General features: G+C 74.7%; 27 protein-coding genes. 15 read left to right on the top strand and 12 right to left on the bottom strand.

The annotated features are described in order from the left end of the window. Nucleotides 1-27: 27 nt before the first annotated feature. Complete coding sequence (locus O7602_RS23095; RefSeq protein WP_281584709.1) at nt 28-1005, bottom strand: LysR substrate-binding domain-containing protein; 978 nt, start codon at nt 1003-1005, stop codon at nt 28-30. Between the two features lie 38 nt (nt 1006-1043). On the opposite strand from O7602_RS23095, the gene O7602_RS23090 reads away from it, so the two are divergent. Further along, the gene (locus O7602_RS23090; protein ID WP_281584708.1) at nt 1044-1922 is read left to right on the top strand and encodes a serine hydrolase; all 879 of its coding nucleotides are present in this window, start codon (nt 1044-1046) and stop codon (nt 1920-1922) included. A 154-nt stretch (nt 1923-2076) separates the two neighbouring features. Further along, the gene (locus O7602_RS23085; protein WP_281584707.1) at nt 2077-3072 is read left to right on the top strand and encodes an MBL fold metallo-hydrolase; all 996 of its coding nucleotides are present in this window, start codon (nt 2077-2079) and stop codon (nt 3070-3072) included. 7 nt (nt 3073-3079) lie between these two features. Here the strand turns inward: O7602_RS23085 and O7602_RS23080 are convergent, their stop codons facing one another. Genes O7602_RS23080 through O7602_RS23065 form a run of 4 tightly spaced genes read right to left on the bottom strand, consistent with a single transcriptional unit; the run spans nt 3080 to nt 7000 of the window. Continuing rightward, a complete protein-coding gene (locus O7602_RS23080) occupies nt 3080-3619 on the bottom strand; it encodes a DUF1697 domain-containing protein (RefSeq protein ID WP_281584706.1) in 540 nt (179 codons plus the stop codon). Nucleotides 3620-3634: 15 nt separating this feature from the next. Next, the gene (locus O7602_RS23075; protein ID WP_281584705.1) at nt 3635-4396 is read right to left on the bottom strand and encodes an FkbM family methyltransferase; all 762 of its coding nucleotides are present in this window, start codon (nt 4394-4396) and stop codon (nt 3635-3637) included. Between the two features lie 7 nt (nt 4397-4403). Further along, nucleotides 4404-6125 (bottom strand): sulfatase, encoded by a 1722-nt coding sequence (locus tag O7602_RS23070; protein WP_281584704.1) that lies wholly within the window; start codon nt 6123-6125, stop codon nt 4404-4406. Then, on the bottom strand, nt 6122-7000 hold the full coding sequence (locus O7602_RS23065; protein WP_281584703.1) for a CDP-alcohol phosphatidyltransferase family protein: 879 nt from the start codon (nt 6998-7000) through the stop codon (nt 6122-6124). The genes O7602_RS23070 and O7602_RS23065 overlap by 4 nt, the downstream gene beginning before the upstream one ends. A gap of 193 nt (nt 7001-7193) precedes the next feature. Here O7602_RS23065 and O7602_RS23060 point away from each other — a divergent pair, with 193 nt between their 5' ends. Both O7602_RS23060 and O7602_RS23055 read left to right on the top strand, forming a co-directional pair. Further along, the gene (locus O7602_RS23060; RefSeq protein WP_281584702.1) at nt 7194-7706 is read left to right on the top strand and encodes a helix-turn-helix domain-containing protein; all 513 of its coding nucleotides are present in this window, start codon (nt 7194-7196) and stop codon (nt 7704-7706) included. 32 nt (nt 7707-7738) lie between these two features. Next, complete coding sequence (locus O7602_RS23055) at nt 7739-9199, top strand: serine hydrolase domain-containing protein (RefSeq protein ID WP_281584701.1); 1461 nt, start codon at nt 7739-7741, stop codon at nt 9197-9199. Between the two features lie 13 nt (nt 9200-9212). Here the strand turns inward: O7602_RS23055 and O7602_RS23050 are convergent, their stop codons facing one another. After that, the gene (locus O7602_RS23050) at nt 9213-10007 is read right to left on the bottom strand and encodes an ABC transporter permease (protein WP_281584700.1); all 795 of its coding nucleotides are present in this window, start codon (nt 10005-10007) and stop codon (nt 9213-9215) included. Continuing rightward, nucleotides 10004-10903, bottom strand: a complete 900-nt coding sequence (locus tag O7602_RS23045; RefSeq protein WP_281584699.1) for an ATP-binding cassette domain-containing protein — start codon at nt 10901-10903, stop codon at nt 10004-10006. The genes O7602_RS23050 and O7602_RS23045 overlap by 4 nt, the downstream gene beginning before the upstream one ends. Before the next feature lie 133 nt (nt 10904-11036). Between O7602_RS23045 and O7602_RS23040 the strand changes: the two genes are divergently transcribed. From O7602_RS23040 to O7602_RS23030, 3 genes are all read left to right on the top strand, one after another. After that, nucleotides 11037-12275, top strand: coding sequence for a histidine kinase (locus O7602_RS23040; protein ID WP_281584698.1), 1239 nt, complete (start codon nt 11037-11039; stop codon nt 12273-12275). Beyond that, a complete protein-coding gene (locus O7602_RS23035; protein ID WP_281584697.1) occupies nt 12272-12940 on the top strand; it encodes a response regulator transcription factor in 669 nt (222 codons plus the stop codon). The genes O7602_RS23040 and O7602_RS23035 overlap by 4 nt, the downstream gene beginning before the upstream one ends. Nucleotides 12941-13292: 352 nt before the next feature. Then, the gene (locus tag O7602_RS23030; RefSeq protein ID WP_281584696.1) at nt 13293-13916 is read left to right on the top strand and encodes a hypothetical protein; all 624 of its coding nucleotides are present in this window, start codon (nt 13293-13295) and stop codon (nt 13914-13916) included. 73 nt (nt 13917-13989) lie between these two features. Here O7602_RS23030 and O7602_RS23025 read toward each other — a convergent pair whose 3' ends face one another. Further along, complete coding sequence (locus O7602_RS23025) at nt 13990-14766, bottom strand: D-Ala-D-Ala carboxypeptidase family metallohydrolase (protein WP_281584695.1); 777 nt, start codon at nt 14764-14766, stop codon at nt 13990-13992. 170 nt (nt 14767-14936) lie between these two features. On the opposite strand from O7602_RS23025, the gene O7602_RS23020 reads away from it, so the two are divergent. Then, on the top strand, nt 14937-15578 hold the full coding sequence (locus O7602_RS23020) for a hypothetical protein (protein ID WP_281584694.1): 642 nt from the start codon (nt 14937-14939) through the stop codon (nt 15576-15578). A gap of 31 nt (nt 15579-15609) precedes the next feature. Next, nucleotides 15610-16074, top strand: a complete 465-nt coding sequence (locus O7602_RS23015; protein ID WP_281584693.1) for a PPOX class F420-dependent oxidoreductase — start codon at nt 15610-15612, stop codon at nt 16072-16074. Here O7602_RS23015 and O7602_RS23010 read toward each other — a convergent pair whose 3' ends face one another. Together O7602_RS23010 and O7602_RS23005 are read right to left on the bottom strand one after the other, a co-directional pair. After that, nucleotides 16075-16716, bottom strand: coding sequence for an NAD(P)H-binding protein (locus O7602_RS23010; protein ID WP_281584692.1), 642 nt, complete (start codon nt 16714-16716; stop codon nt 16075-16077). A 63-nt stretch (nt 16717-16779) separates the two neighbouring features. Then, nucleotides 16780-18012 carry a serine hydrolase domain-containing protein gene (locus O7602_RS23005; RefSeq protein WP_281584691.1) on the bottom strand — a complete coding sequence of 411 codons (1233 nt, stop codon included), beginning with the start codon at nt 18010-18012 and terminating at the stop codon, nt 16780-16782. Nucleotides 18013-18077: 65 nt separating this feature from the next. On the opposite strand from O7602_RS23005, the gene O7602_RS23000 reads away from it, so the two are divergent. From O7602_RS23000 to O7602_RS22985, 4 genes are all read left to right on the top strand, one after another. Next, on the top strand, nt 18078-18671 hold the full coding sequence (locus tag O7602_RS23000; protein ID WP_281584690.1) for a pentapeptide repeat-containing protein: 594 nt from the start codon (nt 18078-18080) through the stop codon (nt 18669-18671). A 303-nt stretch (nt 18672-18974) separates the two neighbouring features. Further along, nucleotides 18975-20501, top strand: coding sequence for a hypothetical protein (locus tag O7602_RS22995; protein WP_281584689.1), 1527 nt, complete (start codon nt 18975-18977; stop codon nt 20499-20501). Nucleotides 20502-20644: 143 nt separating this feature from the next. Beyond that, a complete protein-coding gene (locus O7602_RS22990) occupies nt 20645-21520 on the top strand; it encodes a hypothetical protein (protein ID WP_281584688.1) in 876 nt (291 codons plus the stop codon). 106 nt (nt 21521-21626) lie between these two features. Beyond that, nucleotides 21627-21938: a hypothetical protein gene (locus O7602_RS22985; RefSeq protein ID WP_281584687.1), complete on the top strand. Its 312-nt coding sequence runs from the start codon at nt 21627-21629 to the stop codon at nt 21936-21938. Between the two features lie 17 nt (nt 21939-21955). Here the strand turns inward: O7602_RS22985 and O7602_RS22980 are convergent, their stop codons facing one another. Continuing rightward, nucleotides 21956-22672, bottom strand: a complete 717-nt coding sequence (locus O7602_RS22980; RefSeq protein ID WP_281584686.1) for an aquaporin — start codon at nt 22670-22672, stop codon at nt 21956-21958. Between the two features lie 241 nt (nt 22673-22913). On the opposite strand from O7602_RS22980, the gene O7602_RS22975 reads away from it, so the two are divergent. Continuing rightward, nucleotides 22914-23195, top strand: a complete 282-nt coding sequence (locus O7602_RS22975; RefSeq protein ID WP_281584685.1) for an iron-sulfur cluster biosynthesis family protein — start codon at nt 22914-22916, stop codon at nt 23193-23195. A 1-nt stretch (nt 23196) separates the two neighbouring features. Here the strand turns inward: O7602_RS22975 and O7602_RS22970 are convergent, their stop codons facing one another. Further along, complete coding sequence (locus O7602_RS22970) at nt 23197-24297, bottom strand: hypothetical protein (RefSeq protein ID WP_281584684.1); 1101 nt, start codon at nt 24295-24297, stop codon at nt 23197-23199. Nucleotides 24298-24479: 182 nt separating this feature from the next. Here O7602_RS22970 and O7602_RS22965 point away from each other — a divergent pair, with 182 nt between their 5' ends. Continuing rightward, a complete protein-coding gene (locus O7602_RS22965) occupies nt 24480-25844 on the top strand; it encodes a cellulose binding domain-containing protein (protein WP_281584683.1) in 1365 nt (454 codons plus the stop codon). Nucleotides 25845-25863 lie beyond the last annotated feature (19 nt).

Here is a 25863-nt window from a genome sequence, read left to right as displayed (position 1 = left end):
AGTGGGTGTCGGGTGAACTCCGGGAGATCAGAGCGACAACTCTCCGTCCCGACCGGCGTCGAACAGCACCGGCCACGGGCGGGCCGCCGGCGCGATGAGAGCCGGCCCGACCGGCGTCTCCGGCGCGGCGAGCACCTCGGCGGCGAGTCGACCGAACATCGGCGCCGCCGGGTGCGCCGCCCGGCTCGGCCAGGCCGCGGATATCCGCCGGACCAGCGGCGTGCCGGTGAGCGGTCGCCAGGCGATACGCGGCTCCCGGCGCGCCAGCGCCGCCGGCTCGACGGCCACCGCACCGCCGGCCAGGAGCAGCCCGAACAGGAACTCCGGGTTGCGCGCCGGGCGCACCCGGGGCGGGACGAAGCCGTGCTGCCGGCACACGGACAGCAGGTGCTCGTGCCAGCCGGGCGCGGTCGCCGGCGGCGCGGTGACCAGATCCAGCCCGGCCAGGTCGGCCAGCGCCACCTCGCGGGCCCGGACCAGCGGCGACACCCGGGGTAGCAATGCGCCGACCGGCACGTCCACCGGCTCGCCGAACCGCAGCCCGGCCTCCTGGACCGGATGGTGCAGCAGGCCGACGTCGAGCCGCCCCTCCGCCAGCATCCGCCGCTGCTCGGCGCTCGCCAGCTCGTGCAGGTCCAGGTCGAGCCCGGGCGCGCGGGCGGCCAGCCCGTCGAGCAGCGCACGCAACGTCACGGCCGGGGTCTCCGGGGGTACGCCGGCGCGCAGCACCCCGAGCGTGCCCCGGCGCACCTGGTCGGCGAGGTGGCGCAGCCGACGTTCGCCGGCGAGCAGGTCGTCGGCCTCGCCGAGCAGCAACTGCCCGGCGGTGGTGAGGCGGACCTGCCGTTGCGACCTGTCGAACAGGGTGGCGCCCAACTCCTGCTCCAGCCGCCGGATCGACTGGCTCAGCGGCGGTTGCGCCATGCCGAGCGTCTCGGCGGCGCGGCCGAAGTGCAGCTCGCGGGCGACCACCACGAAGTGCCGCAGGTGTCGCAGCAGGTCCACCCGCGCCACCCTAGCTCCGCGCTGGTTACCGTGTCGGGGTGGATGCGGCGGAGCGGGTCGGGGAGATCTTCGAGCGGGCCGGGTTGAGCGGCTGCCTGCACGTCGCCGACGTGGACGACCCGGCGCGCGAGGTGGCGCTGCGGGCCGACGAGCGGATCGTCATCGCGTCCGTCTTCAAGATCCTGCTGGTGCTGGAGTTCGCCCGGCAGGTCGCCGCCGGCCAGCTCGACCCGACCGAGCGGGTGCTCGTCACCGCCGCCGACCGGCTCGGCGGTTGGGGGGTGGCCGGATGCGCCGACGACGTCGAGGTCTCCCTGCGTGACCTCGCGTACTTCGCCATGTCGGTGAGCGACAACACGGCCGCCGACCTGCTGCTGCGTCGGGTCGGCCCGGACGTGCTGCCGATGCTCGCCGCGGAGCTGGACCTGCCGCGTACCCGGATCGTCGGTGGCCCCCGGCAACTGGTCGAGACGATGCTCGCCGACGTGGGCGCGCGTACCGAGGCGGACTTCGCGCGGATCTTCCCCACCCTGCCGCCGGCGCGGGTCCGGACCATGCGGGTCTTCGACCCGGAGCACACCTCGTCCAGCACCGCCCGGGAGTTGACCCGGCTGCTCGGGCTGGTGTGGCGGGACGAGGCCGGCCCGCCCGCCGCCTGCGCGATGGTGCGGGAGCTGATGGCCCGGCAGCTCTTCTGGACCCGGCTCGCGGCCGGGTTCCCGCCCGGGGTCCGGGTCGCCGGCAAGACGGGCACCCTGCCCGGCCTGCACCTGGAGGCCGGCGTCGCGGAGTATCCCGACGGCCGCCGGTATGCGATCGCGGTGCTGGCGCGCACCGAGCGGCTGAGCACCCGCCGCATCGACGCGGACCTGGCGATGGGGGAGACCGCCCTCGCGGCGGTCGAGTCGCTGCGCTGATTGCTGGCCGGGCGGTCCCGGTTCAACCGCCTCTGAGCTGCGGTGATATCGCACCAGATATCGATCCTTGCGCCGCTTGATCTTGGACGGCGGCGGCGGTCGGGTGGTGGGGTGGGCCTACCGCACCACCGATCCCGAACGGGGAGGACGATCCATGCCCGAGAACCACAAGCCCGGCTACGCCCGCCGCCGCCTCCTGCGCGACACCGCCGTCGGCGCCGCCGCCGTCACCACCGCCGGCCTCGTCGCCGGCGCCCCGGCCCGGGCCGCCACCACCACGACCGCCCCCGCCACCGGGCCCGCCGGCCGACCCCGCCCCGGCGCGGTGAGCTTCCGCTGGTGGGGTACGGCCGGCTGGCGGATCGACATCGGCAACCGGACCGTGCTCGTCGACCCGTACCTGAGCCGCTACGACACCGGCCTGTTCGGCAGCGGCTTCCGCCCGAACACCCGGCTGACCGTGGCCGCCGACGTGGTCGACCGGCTCGCCGACCGGGCCGAGAACATCCTGGTCACCCACACCCACTGGGACCACTTCAACGACGTGCCGCACATCGCCACCCGCACCGGCGCCCGGGTCTTCGGCACGCTCACCGCCTACCACCTGGGGCTGGCGTACGGGGTGCCGTCCGGGCAGCTCGCCCCGGTCAAGGGCGGCGAGGTGCTCGACTTCGACGGCTACACGGTCGAGGTGGTCGGCTCGCTGCACAGCCGCAACCCCACCTGGTCGATGGCCTTCCCCGGCGTCCGGGTCAGCCAGCCGCCCCTTCCGCAGACGATCTCCGACCTGCCGGAGGGGGACACGCTCGCCTACCAGATCCGGGTCGACGGCGGGCCGGCCGTGTTCTTCATGGGCGCCAGCGACCTCGACGAACGCAAGCTGACCGGGCTCGCGCCGGACGTCGCGATGATCGCCTCCGCCGCCACCACGTCCGTCGCCGACTACGTGCCCCGGCTGATGGCCGCGCTCGACCACCCGAAGACCGTGGTGCCGGTGCACTGGGACAACTTCGAGACCGAGCTGGTCAACCCGCCGACTGTCGCCGCCACCGACCGCGCCCGCCTCGACGCCCTGATCGCCGAGGTGCGCCGGGTCTCACCGCGCAGCCGCGTGCTGGTACCCGAATACCACACCGCATACCGGTTCTGAGCCGCGCTCAGTCGGCGGTCAGGTCGCGCAGGGCAAGCACCGACTTCCAGTTGCGCGCCGTCGCCACCACGCCCAACCTCTTCTCCAGGTACGCGGTGGTGAACTTCGTCCGCCCGTAGTTGCCGGCCGGGTAGTGCAGGTGCACCTCCCGGCCGGTCACCGCGTACTCCAGGTCCTCGCCGGCCGGCACCGCCAGCTCGCCGACCCGCGCCGGCTCGGGCGCGGCGGACAGGAACGCCACGAGCACCCGGGTCGGGTCGTCCTGACGCCCGGCGTACGGGCTGGCAGCGACCACGGCGGCCAGCTCCCCGCCGTCGCGGACCAGGACCGGCACCCGCAGGCCCAACTCGTCGGCGAGCCGCTTCGCGATGCCCTCGGCCAGGGTCTCGGCGCGGGCCGGCGGGCTCGTGAAGACCACGTTGCCGCTCTGGAGGTAGGTCTTGACGTCGGTGTGCCCGAGGTCGGTGACGACGCGGCGCAGGTCCGCCATCGCCAGCCGGGTGCTGCCGACGTTGACGCCCCGCAGCAGGGCGGCGTAGCGAGCCATGGCCGCCAGCCTAGATCAGGCCGACGCCAACCGGGCGTAGACGTCGCCGGAGCGGCCGGCCGGCCGGTACGTCTCCAGCAGCCGCACCAGGCCGGCGGCGTCCAGCCACTCGTCGGCGGCGAAGCGCATCGTCTCCACCGGCGAGTAGTTGTAGCGGTAGCCGCCCGCCCGCGCGCCCAGCCGCTCCACCAGATCGAGCGCGGTGAGCGCGGCGTCGTGCGCCGGTGGCAGGTACTCGAAGGAGAGCCCGCGCACCGGCCGGCTCAGCCCGGCCAGCACGTCGACCTCGAAGCCCTCCACGTCGACCTTGCAGAACGCCGGTACGCCGTGCCGGGCGATCAGGTCGTCGAGCGTCACCACCGGCACCTCGACCGACCGGTCCCACCGCACCCCGGCGAAGCTCGGATCGGCGGTGACCGAGTCGATCCAGGACGACGACATGGTGGACACCGTCGGCGTCGCCGACGACAGCTCCAGCCGGGCCTGCCCGGGCCGGGCGCCGACCGCGGTCGGTTCGATCACGACCCGGGCGTCCCGCCCGAAGGCCAGGCGCAGCACCCGCAGGCAGTCCGGCTGCGGCTCGACCGCGACCACCCGCGCGCCCAGCCGCCGCCAGGTGCGTACCCGCCCGCCGACGTGGGCGCCGATGTCGAAGCCGAGGTCGCCGGGGGAGAGGAACCGGCCGTAGAGGGCCCGGGCGCGCCGGTGTTTGGCCGGCTGACCGTGGTAGATGGCCAGGGACCTGGTGATCCCCCAGGCCCGTGCGAGCACCGTCACGGCGTTCCTAACTGTGAGTCCTGGACTGCGGTCCGAAGGCCCGCAGGAACCGGTCGCGGAACGCCTCCATCGGCCACACCGGGGCGTCCGGGCCGGGGTTGAGGCCGTCCTGCCAGCGCCAGCCGGAGATCTGGTCGAGCACGGCCGGATCCTTCGCCACGATGGTGATCGGCACGTCCTTGCCGGCACCCTCGCCGGTGATCGCCCGGGCCGGCTGGTGGTCGCCGAGGAAGACCAGCACCAGGTCGTCGTCGCCGTACCGCTCCACGTAGGAGACCAGGGTACGCAGTGAGTAGACGATCGAATTCCGGTACGCCCTGCGGGTGCCCTCGTCCGCGCGGTCGGCGTGGTTGGTGCCCTGGAAGACCGACCCGTCGCCGAGGGAGTCCCAGTCGACGAGCTTCGGCACCGGCGTCCACGGGATGTGACTGGAGAGCAGCGGGATCTCGGCCATCACCGGGGCGTGCCCGGGCGTCCGCTCGGCACGCTGGAACGCCTCGAGCGTGAACTGGTCCGGCGGCGAGGAGAAGCTGAACGTCGGCCCCCGGTAGCCGAGGTCGTCTGCGCCGTAGACCTGGTCGGCGGCGAAGAAGTCGGCCTCCGGCCAGGCCCGGGTGAGGGCCGGCATGACGAGCGAGGTGCGCCACCCGGCGCGCTTGAACGCGCCGTTGAGCGTCAGGTGGTCGCTGTGTACCAGGTTGGTGTAGCGGAGCTGGTTGTCGGCCCGGATGCCGGTCATCAGCGTGGCGTGGGCCAGCCAACTGCCCCCGCCCGTGGTGGACGAGGTGAGGAACGCGCTGCGGCTGCCGTAGCCGGCCGCGCCGAGCCGGCGGGTCCCCTCGTCCAGCGCGGCGTCCACCTGAGGGGCCAGCTCCGGGTCCTCCACCGCCACCCGGCCGTAGCTCTCCACGAACGCGACCAGGACGTCCTTGCCGCGCAACCCGGTCAGCAACTGGTCGCCGGGGGTGTTCCGGAACGGGTCGCCGGCGAGTTTGGTACGCAGCCGCTCCTGGTCGTGCAGGCCGGCGTTCACCTGCCGGCCGCGGTCATAGACGCCGGTCGCGACGGTGTCGGCGGCGACCGGCAGCCCCGGCACGATCTGCGCGCCGAGCACGGCGCAGGCGACCCATGCGGCGGCGAGCGCGGCGGCGGCGCGGGCGCTCACCGCCCGATGGCCGGCCACCACCCGGGCGAGCCGCCGCACCGAGAGCGTCACCAGCACCGGTACGGCGAGGACCGCGACCACGGCCACCGCCACGGCGCCCACCTCGGCGGCCGACCCGTACGACTCGGACAGGAACTCCGCGCCGGCGGCGAGGAAGGCCCAGTCGGAGATCAGGTCGAAGGGGCGGTCCAGGACGGTGGAGAAGCCCAGATCGGTGATCTTCAGGACGAGGACCAGGCCGAGCAGCACGCCGAGCACCGTGGCCACGATCCGGCGCGGTCTCGGCGGCAGCACCAGGAGCAGGGCGACCGCGACCAGCCCCTCCACCGGGATGCGCAGGAACGCGGCGGGGGTGAGGTCGTTGACGTCGGTCGGCGCGACGAGCGCGACAAGCACGAGCCCGGCGGCCAGCGTGGTGGCCGCCACGGATCGGATCCGGCGGCGCCGGCCCCCCACGTCGGCGGCCTGGCTCGCGGCGGCGTCGGTCGTGGCGGCGTCGGGCGTGGTCGGAGCGTCGCCGGTCGGGTGGTTCGGCTCGGGCGTGGTCGGGGCGTCGCCGGTCACGAGCGTCGCCCGCCGACCTCGGCGCGGCCGACGAGCACGGGGGCGTCGGGCTCCCAGCCGGACCGGCGAGCCGCCGACACGGGAGCGCGCATCGCCGCCGGGCGCACGACCTCCGGACGGGCGGCTGCCGGGCGGGCCGCCGCCGGGCGCACGACCTCCGGGCGCACGACCTCCGGGCGGGCGATCTCCGGGCGCGCGACCTCCAGCCGGGCGACCGCCGGGTGAGCAGTCCCGGCGCGGTGCCGCCACAGCCAGAACACGTCGCGGCCGAACGACTCGACGAGCAGCGCGAGCGCGCCGGCGAGCACCGCGACGGCCAGCGGCGCCGGCAGCACCCCGGCCGCCACCACGGCCAGCGCGATGCCCTGGGTCGCGGCGACGGTCTTGCGCCAGTAGCGGGGCGGCAACGAACCGTGCAGCCAGGGCAGCGCCCAGCCGGCCGCGACGAAGGCGTACCGCATCGCGCCGATCACCAGCACCCACGGTCCCACCTGGCCGGTCACGTACGCGCAGAGCACCAGGACGAGGAAGGAGTCGACCTCCATGTCGAACCGGGCGCCGAGCGCACTCACCGTGCCGGTGCGCCGGGCCACCTGCCCGTCGACCCAGTCGAGGGAGAGCGCGACCGCGGTGAGCCCGACCAGCACCGGAACCGCGATCGGTCGGCTGAACGAGTCGACCACGAGCGCGGTCACGCCGCCGGCCAGCGTCGCCCGGCCCAGCGTCACCCAGTCGGCGGGTCCGAGCCGGTCCGCGCCCGAGCGGCGCCGGCCACGGTCGAGCACGGCGAGCAGCACCATCCCGTAGACGAGGCCGGCGGCCCAGCCCGCCCGGCCCAGGCCGACGGTGCCGGCGAGACCCGCCAGGACGCCCACCTGGAGGATCGTCCCCGCGAATGGATCAGTCCGAACCACTGACACTGTGCCTCCGAGTTGCGCGCCCACGACCCACTGGTCTGTACGAAGAACATGCCCGAACGGTTCGGTCTGATGCCGAAAAGCCACGATCCCCCGCGGGATGCGGCTTCCTTCGTTTGCACGTACCTACGTACTAGCGTAGCTTTGGGTCATGGCGAGCGTGGAGGAACGGTTGGCGGCCCTCGAAGCCCAGGTGGCCCGGCTGGTCGCCGGCCGGGCGACGGCGCCGGACCCGGCGGCCGGCGAGGCCGACCCGGCGGAAGTGTTCTGGGCGCTCGACGGGCTCAAGCGGCGGCTCCCGACCGACAGCGCCGGCGCGGTGCTCTACACCGGCACCGTGCGCACCGCCGACCGGCACTACGACTGGCAGTACGGCGCCGGCGTCGACGACCTGCTCGACGGCGACTGGCCGGCGCTGGCCGGCACGCTCACCGCGCTGGCCCACCCGGTCCGGCTGCGGCTGCTGCGCGAGATCCTTGGCGGTCGGCACGGCACCGCCGAGCTGGCCGACCTCGACGGCCTCGGCACCACCGGGCAACTCCACCACCACCTGCGGCAGCTCGCCGCCGCCGGCTGGCTGCGCAGCGGGGCCCGCGGACACTACGACATCCCAGCCGAGCGGGTGGTGCCGCTGCTTGCCATCCTCACCGCCGCCCGCCGCTGACCGCCCACCCACCCCCGACGGAAGGCAGCACCATGCGTACCCCGACCGTCCTCACCGCCGTCGCCGGCCTCGTCGCGGCGGCCGTCGCCACCGGCCTGATGCCCCGCGCCCCGGAACTCGGCCCGCGACAGACCGGCGACGCCGACCTGGCCGCGACCGTCCGCGCCGCCGTCGACGACCCGCGGGGTTGGCGCGGTCTCGCGGTGGCCTCGATCGAGAGCGGTCGGGTCCGCGTCGCCGGCCTCGGCGACCGGGCGCCCGGTGGGCCGGCCGTCGAGCCGGGCACCCCGTTCGAGATCGGCTCGGTCGGCAAGCCGCTCACCGGCATGCTCCTGGCCCGCCGGGTGGCGGCCGGCGCGGTCCGCCCCGACGACCCACTCCGCACCGTCCTGCCCGAGGTGACCGGCCCGGCCGGCGAGGCCACCCTCGCCGAGCTGGCCAGCCACCGTTCCGGGCTGCCCCGGCTGCCGACCGGCCCGGCCGCGCTGGCCCGGAACTGGTGGGCGTCGGTCACCGCCGGCAACGCGTACGCCGGTGACGACGTGGACCGGGTCGTGGCCGACGCCGCCGGCACCGAGCGGGACGGCGAGCGCGGCACGGTCTCGTACTCCAATCTCGGCCCGTCGCTGCTCGGCCAGGGACTTGCCGCGCAGGCCGGCGTCGGCTACCCGGAGCTGGTCCGGCGCGACGTGCTCGGCCCACTGGGCATGACCGCCACCGTCGTCGCCACCGACCGGGGCCAGCTGCCCGCCGGCCGCGCCGAGGGCGCCACCACCGGTGGCCGACCCACCGCGGAGTGGCTGGGCGCGGGCTACGCCCCGGCCGGCGTCGGCGTCTGGTCCACCGCCGAGGACCTGGCCCGGCTCACCGCCGCGATGCTCGCCGGCACCGCGCCCGGGGCCGACGCCGCCACCCCCCGCTTCGCCGACGAGGGCGGGCGCCGGATCGGCTACGGCTGGTTCACCAGCCGGTACGGCGACCGGGAGATCGTCTGGCACAACGGCGGCACCGGCGGCTTCCGGGCGTACGTCGGATACGACCGCACCGCCGGCCGGGGGATCGTGGTGCTCGCCAACACTGCCCGCGACGTCGACGCGCTCGGCCTGCGGCTGCTCGGTGTCCGCGGTGACGCGGCGAGCGAGTCGACAGGTCTGCCCCGCTGGATCGGCGCGATCCTGGCGCTGGCGTTCACCTTCCTCGGCGGCCTGTCGCTGTGGAGCACCGCCCGACGCGGGCCGGACCGGCTCACCCTGCTCTCCGCCGCTGTCTGGGCGGTGCTCTACCTCGCCCTCGGCCACCGGCTCGGCGACTGGTCGATCGTGCCCGGCTGGCTCTGGCCGCTGGGAGCGGCGCTGACCGGGGTCGCCGCGGCGCTCGCGGTCCGTCGCTGGCGCGGATTGCCGGCCGTCGCCGGGGCGCCGCCGTGGCGACGGTGGACCGGCGTGGCGCTCTCCGCCGCCTTCGCCACCCTGGCCGCGGTGATCGTCACCTGAGGACCGCCACGGGTCAGGACACCTCGCGGCGGAGGGTACGGATCAGCCCGGCGACCAGCGGCAGGAGCACCCAGACCGCCAACGAGACCCCGAGCCGGCCCCACTGCCCGGCCGTCACGTCCGACCCCAGCAGCGGCTCCATCGTGGAGGTGGTGTCCAGCCAGCGGGCCGGCTCCCGCAGCCCCTCGATCATCGCGGCCAGCACGCTCCACACGGTCGGCAGCAGCAGGTAGGTGACGATCGCCAGCGGCGTGCTCAACAGCAGCAGACCGAACCCGGCGCCCAGCAGCACGTTCGCCACCTGGAACACCGCCGCGTACGGCAGCATCTGCCAGTCGAACGTCCAGGCGCCGGCCCCACCGGTGGCCTTGGCGGCGAGCGTGCCGGCGACGGCGACGGCGAGGCTGACCAGCACCGAGCCGAGCGCGGCCAGCACCACCGCGGCGAGCTTGGCGACGATCACCCGCTCCCGGCGTGGCACCAGCGCGAACGTGGTCAGCGCGGTGCGCTGGGACCACTCGCCGGTGATCGAGAGGATGCCCAGCACCGGCAGGAGCAGCCCGACCGGCAGCAGCGACGGCTCGAAGAACGCGGCGAACGTCTGTTCCGGCGCGTCGGTGACGAAGAGCTGCACCACCACGATGGCGACCGCGATCAGCCCGATCGTGATCAGCAGCCAGCGTCCGGCCCGGGTGTCGGCGAGCTTGCGCAGCTCCACCTCGGTCAGCCGGGCCAGCGAGGGGCCGGCGGCGGCCGGCTCGTGCCGCGCCTGGGCGGCGGGGGGAGCGGTGGTGGTGGCGGTGGTCATCGGACGGCCTCCTTGGTCGACGAGCCGGCGGTGAGGGTGAGGAAGAGTTGCTCCAGCCCGCCGGTGCCGGCGGGCCGCAGCTCGGTGAGGACCAGCCCGGCGTCGGCCGCGGCCTGACCGACGGCTCCCGGCTCGGCGCGGACGACGAAGCCGCCGTCGGTGCCGGCGGTGGCCGGCAGCGCGGCCCGGTCCAGGGTGAGGCGCAGGGCGTGCTGGTCCCGGGCGCGGACCAGGGTGCCGGCGCCGGCCAGCAGCTCGTCCTTGCCGCCCTGGGCGACCACCTGGCCGCCGCCGATCACCACCAGCCGGTCGGCCACCGCCTCCACCTCGCGCAACAGGTGCGAGGAGAGAAGCACGGTGCCGCCCCGGTCGGCGTAGTCGCGCAGCAGGCCGCGCATCCAGTAGATGCCCTCCGGGTCGAGGCCGTTGGCCGGCTCGTCCAGGATCAGCACCCGGGGGTCGCCCAGCAGCGCCACCGCCAGGCCGAGCCGCTGCCGCATGCCCAGGGAGTACGCGCCGACCCGCCGCCGCGCGGCGGTGCCGTTCAACCCGACCAGGTCGAGTTTCGCCGCGACCTGCTCCCGGTCCACGCCCATGGTGCGGGCGGCCAGGGTGAGCGTCTCCCGGCCGGTGCGCCCGGCGTGCTGGGCCGAGGCGTCGAGCAGCACGCCGATCTCCCGCCCCGGGTTCGGCAGCTGCCGGTAGGGCCGGCCGGCCACGGTGGCCCCGCCCGAGCTGGGCGGCGTCATTCCGCAGATCATGCGCATCGTGGTGGACTTGCCGGCGCCGTTCGGGCCGAGGAAACCGGTCACGGTGCCCGGTTCGCACCGGAACGTGACGTCCTCGACGGCGACGTGCGGGCCGTACCGTTTGGTCAGGTGGTCGACGTCAATCATGCCGAGAAGCCTGCCGGGGCCGCCCGGCCGTTCGCTGCGGCCGGCGGTCGGTGCCCGTACCGACCTCGGTTCACCGTAGGCGTCGACTTTGGTAGCTGGGCGCCGGTCCGGTCGGCTCCCTAGCATTGGGCAGGTGAGCAGCGCCGTCGCACCCGATCATCCCTGGCTCCTGCCGGGCTCCCTGGTGCCCGCCCGGTCCGCCCGCCGGACCCCGCGGGACTGGTTCGTCGACGGGCTGCTGTTCCTGATCTCGCTGGGCTGGGTGCTCATCGCCCACGAGGACGCGGTCAGCGGCAGCCCGGACTTCGCGTTGAACGCCGGGCCGGACTGGCTGATCGGGGTGGACCTGATCGCCGGCCTGCTGGCCACCGGCGGGCTCTGGCTGCGCCGCCGCTGGCCGGTGGGGCTGGCGGTGGCCACCGCGCCGCTGACGCTCTTCTCGATCACCGCCGGCGTGGTGCTGCTGGTCGTGCTGTTCACCGTGCTGGTGCACCGGCCGCTGCCGATCGGGCTGGCGCTCGTCGGCTGGAACGTGGTCACCGCGCTGCCCTACGAGACGCTACGCCCCTCCCCGGCGCTGCCGCCCTGGGCTGCCGTGGCCTGGACCGCACTGTTCATCGGCGTCGCGGTGGCCTGGGCGCTGTTCGTCCGGGCCCGCCGCCAGTTGGTGGTGTCGCTGCGCGACCGCGCCGAGCGGGCCGAGGCCGAGCAGCAGCTCCGGCTCGACCAGGCCCGCCGGCTCGAACGCGGCCGGATCGCCCGGGAGATGCACGACGTGCTCGCCCACCGGATCTCGCTGCTCAGCCTGCACGCCGGGGCGCTGGAGTTCCGCCCGGACGCGCCCCCGGAGGAGGTCGCCCGGGCGGCCGGTGTGATCCGCGCCAGCGCGCACGCCGCCCTCCAGGACCTGCGCGAGGTGATCGGGGTGCTGCGGACCGAGGTGCGTGCCGAGGCCACCCCGGAACGGCCGCAGCCGACGCTCGGCGACGTGCCCGCGCTGGTCGCCGAAAGTCGTGACGCCGGGGTACGCGTCAGCGTGGTCGACGAGGTGACCGAACCGGACGCGGTGCCGGTGGCGATCGGGCGCAGCGCGTACCGGATCGTGCAGGAGGGGCTGACCAACGCCCGCAAGCACGCGCCGGGCGCGGTGGTGACGGTCCGGCTGTCCGGCGCTCCCGGCGACGGGCTCGCGGTCGAGATCAGCAACCCGTGGCCGGTCGGCGGGCCGGTCACGTCGATCCCCGGCACCGGCACCGGGCTGGTCGGGGTCGCCGAGCGGGTCACCCTGGCCGGCGGCCGGCTCGACCACGGACGGGACTCCGACGGCAACTTCCGGCTGACCGCCTGGCTGCCCTGGACGATCCCCTCATGAGTCCGGTGCGGGTGTTGATCGTCGATGACGATCCGCTGGTCCGGGGTGCGCTGTCGATGATCCTCGGCGGCGTTCCCGACCTGGTCGTGGTGGGCGAGGCCGCCGACGGCTCGGAGGTGCCCGCGGCGGTCGCCGCGCACGCCCCGGACGTGGTGCTGATGGACATCCGGATGCCCCGGGTGGACGGGCTGATCGCGACCGAGGCGCTGCGGGCGGCGGCGGACCCGCCCGAGGTGCTGGTGCTGACCACGTTCGACGCCGACGAGCAGGTGCTGCGGGCGTTGCGGGCCGGGGCGAGCGGTTTCCTGCTCAAGGACACCCCGCCGGCCGAGATCGTGGCGGCGGTGCGCCGGGTCGCGGCGGGGGAGGCGACGCTGTCTCCGGCGGTGACCCGCAAGCTGATCGCGCACGTCACCGGCGCCGCGCCGGCACCGGGCCCGGATCCCAAACGGGATCGGGCGATGCGGCTGCTGGACGGGTTGTCCGAGCGGGAACGGGAGGTCGCACTGCTGCTGGGCCGTGGGCGGACCAACGCGGAGATCTCCGCCGAGCTGTTCATGAGCGTGGCGACGGTGAAGGCGTACGTCTCCCGGCTGCTCGCCAAGCTCGACCTGAACAACCGCGTGCAGGTGGCGCTGCTGGTGCAGGACGCCAACCTGCTATGACCCCACCCCCACCCGCACCCCCGCCCGCACCCCCGTCCCACCCCCGCTGCCGGGTTGATCATGAAGTTGGCGGCACCGTTTGTCCGTTTCGTCACCGCTAACCTCATGATCGGCGTGGTCGGGTGGAGACCTTGGAAGGAAAGTGCCCCTTGAGGGGCCGGGAGCTTCCAAGATCTGCGACCGGTACGAACGATCCCAGAGGCCGACCTCGTCCGCGGTGATGGTGCTCGGGCCCGAGGAACTGCTCAACGCGGGGCGCGATTGAACTGTCGCCGGTGTCCGGCCGTACCAGTGGGCGAGGATGTGGTGCGGCCGGTCCGCCGCACCGCTGCCGAGCTGCGGGAGGCCTGCCGTGCGAGTTGGTGAGCAGTCGAGGGATCCCATCGACCAGATCCTGGGCGACGTGCCGGTACCGGCGTCGTTGACCCCCGAGGACGTCCGCCTCGCGGTGCGGGCGGTGGTGGTGCACGCCGCCGAGGAATGGCCCGCGGGGCCGAAGTGCCGCAACGACGGGGCGGCGTTCCCGTGCCGGTTGCACCGTTGGGGGCGTCGGGTGCTGGAGACACACGGTCTCAACGAGCGTCAGATCGACGCGCTGATCCGGCACGGCAACCCGTTCGTGCACGTGCCGTTCCCGTTCGTGCTGAGCGGCCCGTCGGCCCGACCCGGCGCTGGCCCGTCGGCCCGACCCGGCGCCGGCCAGGTGGCCCGACCGGGTGCCGGCCAGGTGGCCCGACCGGGCCCCGGCCAGGCTGCCCGACCCGGCACCGCGCAGGCGGCCCGACCGGGTTCGCCCCAGACTGCCCGGCCGGGCGTGGGTCAGGCGGCCCGGCCGGGCACCGCCGTTCCGGTCGCCGGCCAGGCGCCACGCGGCCCCGTCCCGCGAGTCGCCGCGCCGCCGGTACGGCCCGGACCGCGTCCCGCCGCCGGCCGGCCGGCACCCGCCACTCGCCCGAGCTGGCCCCGGGCGAGTTGACCCCGCCGCTCGACCGGGGTGTTAAGCGGGGCCCCCTCCTATACAAAAGGCGTTAATAGGGGGCCCCGCCTTGTCAGTTGACGCCGCAGTCGGCGGCCGACCAGTCGGTGGTGTTGGCCAGCCCGTCCTGCTTGTTCTCCCGGCGCGAGTCCACGTGCACGTGGTCGCCGTGGTCCGGGTAGCCGGGTCCGAAGATGCCGCTGAAGCCCTGGTCGCGGGCCGACCGGGCGACCTCGCACAGCGTCCGGCTGCGTGAGGTCAGGTCGGCCGCGTCGCCGTACAGGTGCTGGCTGCCGGCGGCGCCGCCGACCTGCCGGTTGCAGGCGACACTGCGGAATCCGCTCGTGACGTAGAGCGGTTTGTCGCCGAGGCTGCGGCGCAGCGCCTCCAGCTTCCACATGGTGCGCAGCGCGTTCGTCCGGGTGGCCGACGACGAGAGCGGACCACCGCTCCACCCGCCCTTGCCGCAGCCGTTGTCCAACTCGGCGTAGCTGAAGTGCTTCGGCGTGCAGTCGTCGTCCTGCAGGGCGTAGATCTTGGCGTACGTCTGCGGGCCGGCGATGCCGTCGACCCGCAGCCCGTACGCGGCCTGGAAGCGCTTGACCGCGGCGGCGGTCTCCGGGCCGTACTGACCGTCGATGTGGACGATGTCGCCGTACCCGGCCCAGCCGGCCACCCGGATCTGGAGCTCGCGGACGTCGGTGCCCGATCGTCCCTGGGTGAGGGTGCGGGGCCAGGTGTAGCAGCCGTCGGCGTGGGCCGGCGGCGCGGCGACGGCGGTCGCGACGGCGGCCCCGGGCAGGGCCAGCGCGAACGCGACGGCCGCCCGCTTCAGGGTGTTGACGCGCACAGGAGCCTCCCGGTGTGAAAGTGGATTCCTCCTCACCGTGACACCCCGTGAGCGCTTTCGTGGCGATAAGCGGAAATTGTTCTCATTCGGCGAGGGCGGGAGGGGCGGGTAACGTCAGCTCCCGGGCCCGGACCGACCCGGGCGGCGACCCTCGCGCGGGGAGGTGGGCGTTGGCACGTGGCGGCGTGTTCTGCGTCGAGGGGCAGTGGCACCGCGACCTCAACGAGCGGGGGTCCGTCCTGCCCACACTCGAACTGCTCGAACGGCTGGGCCGGATCCGCTACATCCACAAGGACGCCGCCACCCGGGACGAGCTGTTCTACTTCCTCGACCGCTGGCTGCTGAAGCAGTACGCGGACCACCGGGTCGGCTTCTTCGCCATGCACGGCGAGCCGAGCCGGCTCTGCCTCACCGACTGGGACTCGGTCGAGCTGTCCGACGTGGCCGAGCGGATGGCCGGTCGCTGCGAGGGGCGGCGTCTCTACTTCGGCAGCTGCTCGGTGCTGCGCGCCTCCGACGCCACGCTCCGCGGCTTCCTCGACGTCACCGGCGCGGCGTTGATCTGTGGCTTCACCCGCGACGTGGACTGGGTCGAGTCGGCCGCCTTCGAGACCGTGCTGCTCGACGTGCTGGCCAACGGGCAGCGGCACAACGCCGCCGAGCTGCGCATGGGCTCCGCGCACTGGGCGCCGCTCGCCGCGTACCTCGGTTTCCGGGTGATCTATGCCAACGGCCGTGCCTGGCGGCCCACCGCCCGCCCGCGCGTGCCCGAGCAGGTCTCCCCGCGCCGGGCCGCCGCCCGTCCGCGCTGAGATTCGCCCGCCGGCCTGGTAGAACCGTGGGATGCCACGCAGCATCGCCCGCAACACCCGGGTCGACCGGGACGCCCTGACCGAGTTCCTCCGCCCCCGGCACCGCGTCGTGCTCATGACCACCCGCGCCGACGGCCGCCCCCAGTCCTCGCCGGTCTCCTGCGGCGTCGACGCGGAGGGACGGCTCGTCATCTCCACCTACCCGGAGCGGGCCAAGGTGACGAACATCCGCCGCGACCCGCGCGTCTCGGCGTGCGTGCTCTCCGACGACTGGGACGGCCCGTGGGTGCAGGTCGACGGCGTGGCCGAGGTGCTCGACCTGCCGGCGGCGGTGGAGCCGCTGGTCGACTACTTCCGCAGCATCTCCGGCGAGCACCCGGACTGGGACGAATACCGGGCCGCCATGGTCGCGCAGGGCAAGTCGCTGATCCGGGTGACGATCGAGTCCTGGGGTCCGATCGCCACCGGTGGGTTCCCGGCCCGGCTGGCCGACTGATCAGTACGCGGCGGTGAACCGCGCGTTGCCGAACCTCGGGCTCTCGATCTCGTCGACGACCGCCACGGCCAGGTCCTCGTAGGTGAGCACCGAGCGGCCCTGCGCGTCGGTCACCGGGTGGTCGGTGCCGGTGCGGTAGTGCCCGGTCCGCTCGCCGGGGTGGAACTCCAGCGGTGGCGGTGAGACGTACGTCCAGGTCACCCCGTCGGCGCTGGAGCGGTAGAACTCCAGGGCGTCGGCCTGACCCTCGGCCGAGTCGCGGTAGTCGGCCGGGAAGTCCGGTTCGTCCAGATAGCGGGTGCCCGCCGGAGTGAGCAGCGTCGCGCCACCGCCGACGTGGATCACCCGGGGCGGGTCGGGCAGGTCGCGCAGCGTGTCGACGAGCGTCCGGGCGGCGTCGCGCCACAACTCGCGCTCACCGCCGCCGATCGCCACCACCAGCACGTCCGCGCCCTCGGCCAGCTCGCGTACGCTCCGCGCCGAGGTCGCGTCGCCGGTCACCGTGCGGACGCCCGGCGGCAGGTAGCCGACCGCCTCCGGCCGGCGGACCGCCGCGGTGACCCGGTGCCCCCGCTCGACGGCCTCGGCGGCGATCCGGGAGCCCGCCGTCCCACCCGCGCCGAACACGACGATGTCGCTCATGTCTCACAGGCTAGGCAGCGGACCGCCGCCCGGGTGCCGTTCCGCCGAACCGGCCGGGGGCGGTCAGTCGACGAGCGCCGAATAGACGAGCTGGCGCAACTGGCTGCGCAGCGGATAGACGCTCGACGGCATGAGCTGGGTGAAGAGCAGCGCGGTGACCTCCTCCACCGGGTCCACCCAGAACGCGGTGCTGGCCATGCCGCCCCAGTAGTACTGGCCGACGCTGCTCGGCACCCGCGCCGGGACCGGGTCCAGCACCACGGCGAAGCCCAGCCCGAAACCGATCCCGTCGAGGACGGTCTCGGCGAAGCCGTCCGGCGAGAACGAGGCGAGGTCCCGGTTGCCGGGCAGGTGGTTGCGGGTCATGAAGCTCAGCGTGCGCGGGCCGAGCAGGCGGACCCCGTCCAGCTCGCCGCCGCGCAGCAGGAACTGGGTGAAACGGTGGTAGTCGGCGGCCGTGGACACCAGCCCGCCGCCGCCGGAGTGCCAGCCCGGCTCCGCCAGCGCGGCCCGGCCGATCTGGTCGGCGCGTACCGCCTGGCCGGTCGCCGGGTGCGGGGTGTAGAGCGCGGCCAGCCGCTTGGCGTCCGCCGCGTCCACCCACCACCTGGTGTCGGTCATCCCGAGCGGACGGAGGATCCGCTCGGAGAAGAAGGCGTCGAGCGACTGGCCGGACACCACCTCGACCAGGCGGCCGAGCACGTCGGTGGAGACGCCGTAGTTCCAGCTCGTGCCGGGCTGGAAGAGCAGCGGCAGCCGGGCCAGGCCGGCGGACGCCGCGGCGAGGTCCGCCCCCGCCGGCACGCCCAGGTCGAAACCGGCCGCCCGGTAGAGGCCGTCGACCACCGAGACCTGGGCGAAGCCGTACGTCAGGCCGGCGGTGTGGGTGAGCAGGTGCCAGATCCGCACCGGCTCGGTCGCCGGCACGGTGTACGGCTTGAGCACCGAACCCTTGTCGTAGACCCGGACGTCGGCGAACTCCGGCAGCCAGCGGCTGATCGGGTCGGTCAGCTCGAACCGGCCCTCCTCCCAGAGCATCATCGCGGCGACCGAGGTGATCGGCTTGGTCATCGAGTAGATCCGCCACAGCGTGTCCGCCTCGACCGGCGTGCCGGCCTCCCGGTCGCGCAGCCCGTACGCCGTGGAGTGGGCGACCTCGCCGCGGCGGGTGACCACGATCTGCCAGCCGGCGAGCCGGCCGTCGTCGACGTAGCGGGCGAAGTGCTCGTCGATCCGCGCCAACCGGGCGGGATCGAAGCCGACACGGCCGGGATCGGTGCTCACTGCGACGCTCACGCAGCGAACCTACCCGCCGGTACGCCTGGTCGGAAGTGTCGGCCGCCGGCACTAGGGTCGACGGCATGCCGGAGCCGGTCGAGGACGCCACCTACCGCCAGCAGGACTGGTACGCCGAAGAGTTGGTCGACAGGCACTTCGTGCGGTGCGAGTTCTTCGACGTCGACCTCACCGAGGCGGCCACCCGAGGCGCCGTCTTCACCGAGTGCGTCTTCGGCACCGTGGCGTTCAACGCCTCCCGGCACACCGACTCGGCGTTCACCCGCTGCACGTTCACCCGGTGCAACCTGTTCGAGGCCGAGTTCACCGGCTGCAAGCTGGTCGGCAGCAGCTTCGACAGGTGCGACATGCGCCCGCTGCGGGTCGACCGGGGCGACTGGTCCTTCGTCGCCCTGCCCGGAGCCGACCTGCGCGGGGCGCGGATCACCGACGTGCGGATGCGTGAGGTCGACCTGTCCGGCGCCGACCTGACCGGCGCGGTGCTCACCGGGGTCGACCTGTCCGGCGCCCAACTGCGCGGCGCCAAGCTGACCCGCGCCGACCTGCGCGGCAGCGATTTGTCCGGGCTCGACCCGACCACTGTCGAGCGCGCCGGGGCGCGGGTCGACGTCGAGCAGGCCGTGGCGCTGGCCCACGCACTCGGCTTCCAGGTCGGCTGAGTTCGCCGGGACAGCGGCGTCGCCTCACCGGCTTGCCGCCTCGTCGCCTCACCGGCTTGCCTCGGCGCCCGCCGCCCGCCGCCCGCCGCCCGCCGCCCGCCGCCCGCCGCCCGCCGTCCGCCGTCCGCAGCCCGCCGCCTCGGCGAGGGGGCGAGGGTTTTCGCCGGACCGACGCGCGGCAGGTGCCGGCCGTCGGGAAAATTGGCCCGCGCCGACGACTTCTCGAAGATCGAGGCGTGTGTCATCCTGCCCTGCGGTGGACCGCGTTGACGGCCGCCGGCTCCGGCAGCCGAGGGAGGGGCGGTGGCTGAGGACGAGATCACGCAGGCCGGGATCCGGGTGGGTGGCTGGCTGCCCGACGTGCCGGTCGAGCCGCCCGCCACGCCGCCGCCGCCCGCCGGCCCGCGTCGCCTGCCCGGAGATCCGGACCTCGCCGCGACCGAACCCGAGCCGACCGAACCCGAGCCGACCCGCTCTCCGCCCGTCGGTCCTGCGCTTGTCGAACCCCCGCTCGTCGGCCCTTCTCCGATCGGACCTCCGCTCGTCGGCCCGGCGGCCGGCGGTGCCGCGTCGAGCGACCCCGGGCGCGGGCTGAGTGGCGACCCCGGGCCCGGGCTGAGTGGCGACCCCGGGCCCGGGCTGAGTGGCGGCCCCGGGTCCGGGCTGAGTGGCGGCCCCGGGTCCGGGCTGAGCGGCGGCCCCGGGTCCGGGCTGAGCGGCGGCCCCGGGTCCGGGCTGAGCGGCCCTGGTTCCGGGCACGCTCCGCTGGTCGGGCCGGCTCCGATCGGGCTCGACGTGGTCGGTCCGGCACCCGGCCGGCGGACGCCGGGATCCGGTCGGGCCGTCTCGCGGGAGGCCCCGGCGCGGCCCCGGCCGGCCGGCGGTTACCCGTTCAAGGACGGCGGCGGGCGACCGGCGACACCCGGCCGGCACACCGCCCCGGAGAGCCTCCGGACACGGCTCGTCGGCCTGACCGGCCCGCTCGCGACCCGGCTGCGCGCGGCATCCAGCCGCCTGCCGCGCGGTCGCCGGCCCGCGGCCCGGCCGGCGTCCGGGACCGCGTCCACCCGCGTCGGCGCGGCCCGGGTCCGGCGGCGGCGCCGGCGGGTCCTCCTGGCCACCGCCGCGCTCACCGTCTCGGTGGTGGCGCTTGCCTACTCCGCCCGGTCACCGGCGCCGGAGCATCGTCGGAGCACCGCGCCGGTCGCGGCGCCGACGGTCTCGACGCAGCCGCCGACGGCGGCGCCCCCCACCGTCGTGCCGGTCACCGGCGACCCGGCCCTGCCCGGCGGGCCGCTGCTCAACCTGGACCAGCAGTCGGTGCCGCCGTCGGTGTCGCTCACCCTGCTCGGCACGCGGGACTGGCGGCACTGGGGTGGCAGCGGCGCGGACAGCGTCCAGCGCAAGCAGCGCGGCACCGGCGAGATCGAGGACCCGGGCGGCGAGCGGCTGGAACACAACGCGGGGGTGTCGGGTCTCAGTTGGACCGACGGGACCCCGGTGGCACGGCAGGAGGGCACCCGGGCGGGCGTCTTCCAACGCGGCGCCGGGAAGAGGTTCACGCTCGCCGTGGCCGGCAGCGGAGACCTGCGGACCGTACGCCTGTTCGTCGGCGTCTTCTCGGCCGGGGCGCGGCTCGACGTCTCGCTTTCCGGCGGTGGCGACCCGGCGGTCCGGGAGGTGGCGCTCGCCCGGGGCGACCAGTTCTACCAGTACGTCGTCCACTTCCGGGCACCGCGCGGCGAGCGGCTGCTGATCAGTTGGCGGGCGCTCTCGGTGACCGGCGGGCAGAACGACGGGGTGTCGTTGGAAGCGATCACGGTAAGCTGACCGCCGGCTCAGCTACCTCTTGGTAACGAACTGGAAACGCCCGTCGGTTCACATATGGCGCAAACGGCCGGCCGGTGACAGCGTGAAGCCCGTCGCGCTCCGCCGCTTCCGGCGTCGCCGCGGGACACGAAGCGGAGGGTGTGGTGGGCGAGGAGGACCGTTCGCGAACCGGCCCCGGCTCGCACCGAGAGGGCCGCCCGCGTACCCGGTCCGCGTTGCGCCGGCTGCGGCGCCGGCGGCGGCTGATGCTGGAGGGCCTGGCCGCGTTCCTCTGCCTGGCGGCGCTCGTGGCCTACCTCGGCACCGAGCGGCACGACTCGCCGCGCGAGGAGAACGCGATGCTGCCGGTGGCGCCGACCGGCCGGGTCGGGCTGCCGAGCGAGGGCGACGCCGCGGTCGCCACCCCCGGCCTGCGACCGCGGCAGCGGACGCCGTCGCCGAGCCCGTCACCGTCCACCGCGCCTCCGTCCACGGTGGCCCCACCGACCGTCGAGGTCAGCCGCGCCGAGGTGCCTGCCCTGGTCGACCTCACCGCTGTGGGCGCCGTCGACTGGGTCCAGTGGGGACTGCTCGGCGCCGACCGGACGGTCCGCAAGAAGGGCGGCTCCGGCGAGATCCGGGACGAGGGCGGCCGGGGCAAACGGGTGAGCTACCGCAACAACCCGGAGGAGTACGCCTGGCGGGACGGCGTCCCGGTGGCCTCGGACAGCGGCACCATGTCCGGGGTCTACGCCTGCGACCGGGGCAGCAGCTTCCGGCTGACGGTGGCCGGTAACGGCCAACCGCGCACCGTGCACCTCTACGCGGGGCTCTGGATGGCACGCGGCCGGCTCGACGTGCGGGTGACCGGTGGCCCGGTGAGCACGATCCGGATGGAGGACCCGCACACCGCGCTCACCGCCGACTTCACCCTCCGGTTCCGGGCGCCACGCGGCGCGAAGCTGCTGGTGAGCTGGACCGTGGAGGAGTCGCTCGGGCAGTGTGGCAACGTCAGTCTCCAGGCCGTGGCGCTGCGCTGACCGCACACGGGGCCGTCGCGCCGGGACAGTTTGTCCGTCGTGGGCCGGGCCGGGCGGCGTACCTTTCCGATGTCCCGTCCCACCATCCTTTGTGGAGGCTTGACCGATGAGCCGCCTCGCGCCCGTCGCCCCCGCCCGCCCTCCCGCCGACGGCGGCGTGTTGCGGGAGATTCCGCTGCCGCCCTACGTGACGGTCGAGGACGTCCAGTTCGCGGTGCGGGCGGTGGTGGTGCACGCGCCCCGGACCTGGTCCGGCGGGACGATCTGCCGCAACGACGCCAGCCCGTACCCGTGCCGGCTGCACCGCTGGGGGCGGCGGGTGCTCGCACTGCGCGGGCTGCCGCCCGCCGAGATCGACGCGCTGGTCGAGCGCGGCGACCCCACCGCCGAGCCGCACCCCTACCGCCCCGGCGCCTGAGCGTCGGTCCGCCGGTCTCAGGGGCGTGGAGTGACCACCCGTTCCGCCGCGCCACGCCCGCCCGCCCCCGGGCGCAGGACCAGCGGCGCGACCAGGGCGGCAAGCGCGCCACCGAGCAGCGGGAAGACGATGAACACCCAGAGCTGGCGCAGCGCGCTGCCGCCCTGGAACAGGGCCGGGCCGAACGACCGCGCCGGGTTGACCGAGGTGCCGTCCAGGGTGAGCCCGACCAGGTGTGCGGCGGCCAGGGCGAGACCGATCGGCACCCCGGCGAACGCGGCGTGTTCGCCGCGACCGGTCACCACCAGCACCACTAGGACGAACAGGAACGTCAGCACCGTCTCCAGCACGGCGGCGCCACCCAGGTTGATGTGCGCGCCGTACCCGTTGGTGCCGAGCGCGCCGGTCTGGTCGACCACGTCACCCCATCGGGTGAGGGCCCAGATCACGAACGCGGCCACCGTCGCGCCGGCGAACTGCGCGATCCAGTACGCCACCGCGCCCAGCGGGGAGATCTTCCCGGAGAGCAGCACGCCGAGCGTCACCGCCGGGTTGATGTGGCTGCCGGAGAGCGGTCCCATCGCGTAGACGAGCGCCAGCATGGTGAAGCCGAAGGCCAGGGCCACGACCACCACACCACCCTGGACCCGGGCGAAGACGGCGCTGCCCACGCCGAAGAAGATCAGCAGCAGCGAGCCGATGAACTCGGCGGCGTACCTGCGTGGGTCGTCCATGGCCCGAGCTTATGGACCGGCCGGCCGGCCGGTGGGAAAACGCCAGTTCACGTCGGCCGCGGCCGATCACGTCGCTCTATTTGACGGATCCACCGGCAGGGGGCACCGTGGGTGGTGAGGGGCCGGTCCGACCGCCCCGCTTCCGTGCGGCGAACGACGTTTCGTCCGCTTCTGCCGGTCGCGAGCCGACCGCGTGGGCCGAGTCGCCCGCGAATTCTCACCAGCCACGAGGAGTTCCGCCATGCTGACCATGACCGACAACGCCGTTCTGGTGATCCGTGACCTCGCCGCCCAGCAGGACCTGGCCGACGCGGGTGGGCTGCGTATCGCCGCCGACACCGACGCCGGCTCGCTCTCCATCGAGTTGGTGCCGCAGCCCGTGCAGGGCGACCAGGTGGTGGACACCGAGGGGGCGCGGATCTTCCTGGACTCCGACGCCGCCGAGCTGCTCAACGACACCTCCGTCGACGCGGTCGTCGACGACGAGGGCGTCGTCCAGTTCGGTTTCACCGAGCAGGACTGACTCAGCCGGCGCGGCGGGACTCCCCGCCGCGCTGCGGCCGGCCGGCACGCCCCCGCTCCAGGATGTCCTGGTCGGCCCGCCAGGAGCCGCTCGGCTCCCGGTCGGTCCGGGCCAGCGCGGCCAGCACGTACGCCAGGTGGTGCGACGTGCTCCAGGCGATCCAGGAGGACTCCGAACCCGCCCCGGCACCGCGCCGGGCCCGGCGCAGGACCTCGTGGTCGCCCCAGGAGAAGCCGGCGCCGGCCGCCGGCCAGTGCGGCGCGGCCACGAGCGTGCGGCACAGGTCGGCGAAGCGCTCGTCGCCCCGCCCGCCCCGCCGGCACCAACGGTAGATCCACCACGCCCCGCCCGCCGTCCAGCGCAGCGTCGGCAGCCGGTCGCCCGGGGCGTCCGCGCCGCGCGCCGCGCAACCCACGCCGTAGTCGCCGTACCCCAGCCGCAGATCGGCCAGGCGCTGCCAGAGCAGCCAGTCGTAGCGGTCCAGGCGAACCGGCTCGTCGGTCGGGAGTCGGGACAGCGCCGGCGGCATCCCGCCCGCCGCCACGGTCACCGAACGCCAGGCGTGCCGGCGGGCCCACTGGGCCGCGCGCCGCACCCGTGGCTCGGCAATCCGGACGTCGGCCAGGCAGCACACGTCACCCGCGTCCAGCAGCAGGTCACACTGCTCCGGCACCAACCCGGTCGACCGCCACACCCGCTCCACGGCCGTGGTGGCGGCATCCGGGCCGACCCGGTCCGGGCCGGTGCGCAGCCGGATCACCGCCCGCCCCGCCCAGGCCCGGGCCGCCGCCCCGTGGGCCGCCAGCCGCCGGTCACTCTCCGCGAGGCCGATCACCGGCACCACGGGTACGCCCCAGCGCACCGGATCGTGTTCCGGGGCGTCCGGCAGCGCCGACACGTCCACCGCGGGCACGACCCCGGCGGGCAGCCGCCCGAGTGCGTCGACCGTGCCCGGATCGTTCGCGAGGACGTCGACGACCGGTGCGAGCAGCGCGGCGACGGTGTCGTCGAGGTGGGTCAGAGCTTCCAACTCACCCCGCCGGCCGGACAGCACGGGACGGTAGACCGGGTCCGGCGGTCGGCCTTCGGGTGCGAGGACCATACTTCAATGTAGCGGTTCGATTGCTCTGCGTCACCAGCCGCTCGCGCGGACGGCGTGGATGACATTGACACGTCGAGTGTCGCGGTGGTGGCATGGTTGGGCGGGCACGGCCGGGCAGGACGGGCAACCACCACTCCTGAGCCGACCCGTGCCACGGGTCGGCCCGCCTGGAAGGCCAACCCATGACCCCGCAGTCCCGCCTCCGGTCCGCCGCGGCCCTGGCCGCCGCCGCGACCGCGTTGCTCGTCGCCGGTCAACTGCCCGCGCTCGCGGTCGACGACCCACCCGCGCCGGTGACCGGCAACGCCACCCACTTCGACGGACTCGGCTCCCCGTACGGCGGCTGCGGCCTGCCGCAGTCCGAACTGGACGCGCCGGACTTCGTCGCGCTCAACGTCTATGACATGCCCGGCGACTACACGTCCTATCCGGTCCGGCCGCTGCCGCCGGCGCAGGCGGACCGGATCGGGCTGTGGAACAACGGACTCAACTGCGGCCGGTTCGTCCAGGTGACCATCGGCGACCGCTGCACCGGCACCAACGACGGCGCGCCGGGGCAACCGTTCTGCCGCAACGGATCCTGGGTCGCCGACGGCTACAACGGGGCGACCCTGACCATGGTGGTTGCCGACTCCTGCGGCGACGGCAACGCCTGGTGCCGGGACGACCGCAACCACCTGGACCTGTCCACCGGCGCCCTGAACCGCTTCGCCCGCGACGGCGTCCCGGTCGGTGACCTCTATCCGAACCACTGGAACAACCGCCGGGTCTCCTGGTCGTTCGTGCCGGCGCCCGGCTACTCCGGCGACATCCGGATCGCGTTCCTGCGTGGCGCGCAACGCTACTGGCCGGCCATCGCGGTCTCCCACCTGGCCAACGGCATCCACGGGGTGGAGTACCTGTCCGGCGGCGTGTGGCGGGCCGCCACCATGAACAGCGACATGGGTCAGGCGTACGTGCTCGGCGCGGACGGCACCGACTTCCAGATCCGGGTGCGGGACGTCACCGGCGCGCTGATCAACGGCGGCCGGGTGTACCGGTTCTCGCTGCCGTCCTCGTGCGGCGGCACCTGCTCGGCCGCGTACACGCCGGTCGCCTACACCACGTCGGACGGCTCGACGGGGTCGCCGACCGCGTCGCCCAGCCCGACCGTGTCGCCCAGCCCGACCGTGTCGCCGAGCCCGACCATCTCGCCCAGCCCGACGGTTTCGCCGAGCCCGACGCCCACCGGCACGCCCCCGTCCGGTACGGGGTGCGCGGCGACCTGGACGGTCACCGGCGCGTGGGCGGGCGGTTTCCAGGCCGAGGTGACCGTGCGCAACACCGGCACGTCCGCCGCCACCGGATGGAGCAGTGAGGTCGTCTTCGCCGGCGGGCAGCGGTTGGTGAACGCGTGGAACGCCGCCGCGACCCAGACCGGCGCGCGGGTGACCGCCACGAACGCGGCCTGGAACGGCGCCCTACCGGCCGGCGGTTCCACCAGTTGGGGCCTGGTCGCCTCCGGCGACAACCAGGCGCCGTCCGAGCTGCGGTGCACGCTGCGGTGAGAACGGCAGGGCCGGGTAC

It is taken from the genome of Micromonospora sp. WMMD1128 (genome assembly GCF_027497235.1).
Lineage (GTDB): Bacteria > Actinomycetota > Actinomycetes > Mycobacteriales > Micromonosporaceae > Micromonospora.
This window is presented reverse-complemented; position numbering and strand designations above follow the sequence as displayed.

What these genes read in the sequence shown, in the direction of transcription:
- O7602_RS23085 (WP_281584707.1), top strand. Translation starts at nt 2,077, where the DNA reads ATGCCCGAGAACCACAAGCCCGGCTACGCCCGCCGCCGCCTCCTGCGC.
- O7602_RS23080 (WP_281584706.1), bottom strand. Translation starts at nt 3,619, where the DNA reads ATGGCTCGCTACGCCGCCCTGCTGCGGGGCGTCAACGTCGGCAGCACC.
- O7602_RS23060 (WP_281584702.1), top strand. Translation starts at nt 7,194, where the DNA reads ATGGCGAGCGTGGAGGAACGGTTGGCGGCCCTCGAAGCCCAGGTGGCC.
- O7602_RS23055 (WP_281584701.1), top strand. Translation starts at nt 7,739, where the DNA reads ATGCGTACCCCGACCGTCCTCACCGCCGTCGCCGGCCTCGTCGCGGCG.
- O7602_RS23050 (WP_281584700.1), bottom strand. Translation starts at nt 10,007, where the DNA reads ATGACCACCGCCACCACCACCGCTCCCCCCGCCGCCCAGGCGCGGCAC.
- O7602_RS23045 (WP_281584699.1), bottom strand. Translation starts at nt 10,903, where the DNA reads ATGATTGACGTCGACCACCTGACCAAACGGTACGGCCCGCACGTCGCC.
- O7602_RS23035 (WP_281584697.1), top strand. Translation starts at nt 12,272, where the DNA reads ATGAGTCCGGTGCGGGTGTTGATCGTCGATGACGATCCGCTGGTCCGG.
- O7602_RS23015 (WP_281584693.1), top strand. Translation starts at nt 15,610, where the DNA reads ATGCCACGCAGCATCGCCCGCAACACCCGGGTCGACCGGGACGCCCTG.
- O7602_RS23010 (WP_281584692.1), bottom strand. Translation starts at nt 16,716, where the DNA reads ATGAGCGACATCGTCGTGTTCGGCGCGGGTGGGACGGCGGGCTCCCGG.
- O7602_RS23000 (WP_281584690.1), top strand. Translation starts at nt 18,078, where the DNA reads ATGCCGGAGCCGGTCGAGGACGCCACCTACCGCCAGCAGGACTGGTAC.
- O7602_RS22985 (WP_281584687.1), top strand. Translation starts at nt 21,627, where the DNA reads ATGAGCCGCCTCGCGCCCGTCGCCCCCGCCCGCCCTCCCGCCGACGGC.
- O7602_RS22980 (WP_281584686.1), bottom strand. Translation starts at nt 22,672, where the DNA reads ATGGACGACCCACGCAGGTACGCCGCCGAGTTCATCGGCTCGCTGCTG.
- O7602_RS22975 (WP_281584685.1), top strand. Translation starts at nt 22,914, where the DNA reads ATGCTGACCATGACCGACAACGCCGTTCTGGTGATCCGTGACCTCGCC.
- O7602_RS22970 (WP_281584684.1), bottom strand. Translation starts at nt 24,297, where the DNA reads ATGGTCCTCGCACCCGAAGGCCGACCGCCGGACCCGGTCTACCGTCCC.
- O7602_RS22965 (WP_281584683.1), top strand. Translation starts at nt 24,480, where the DNA reads ATGACCCCGCAGTCCCGCCTCCGGTCCGCCGCGGCCCTGGCCGCCGCC.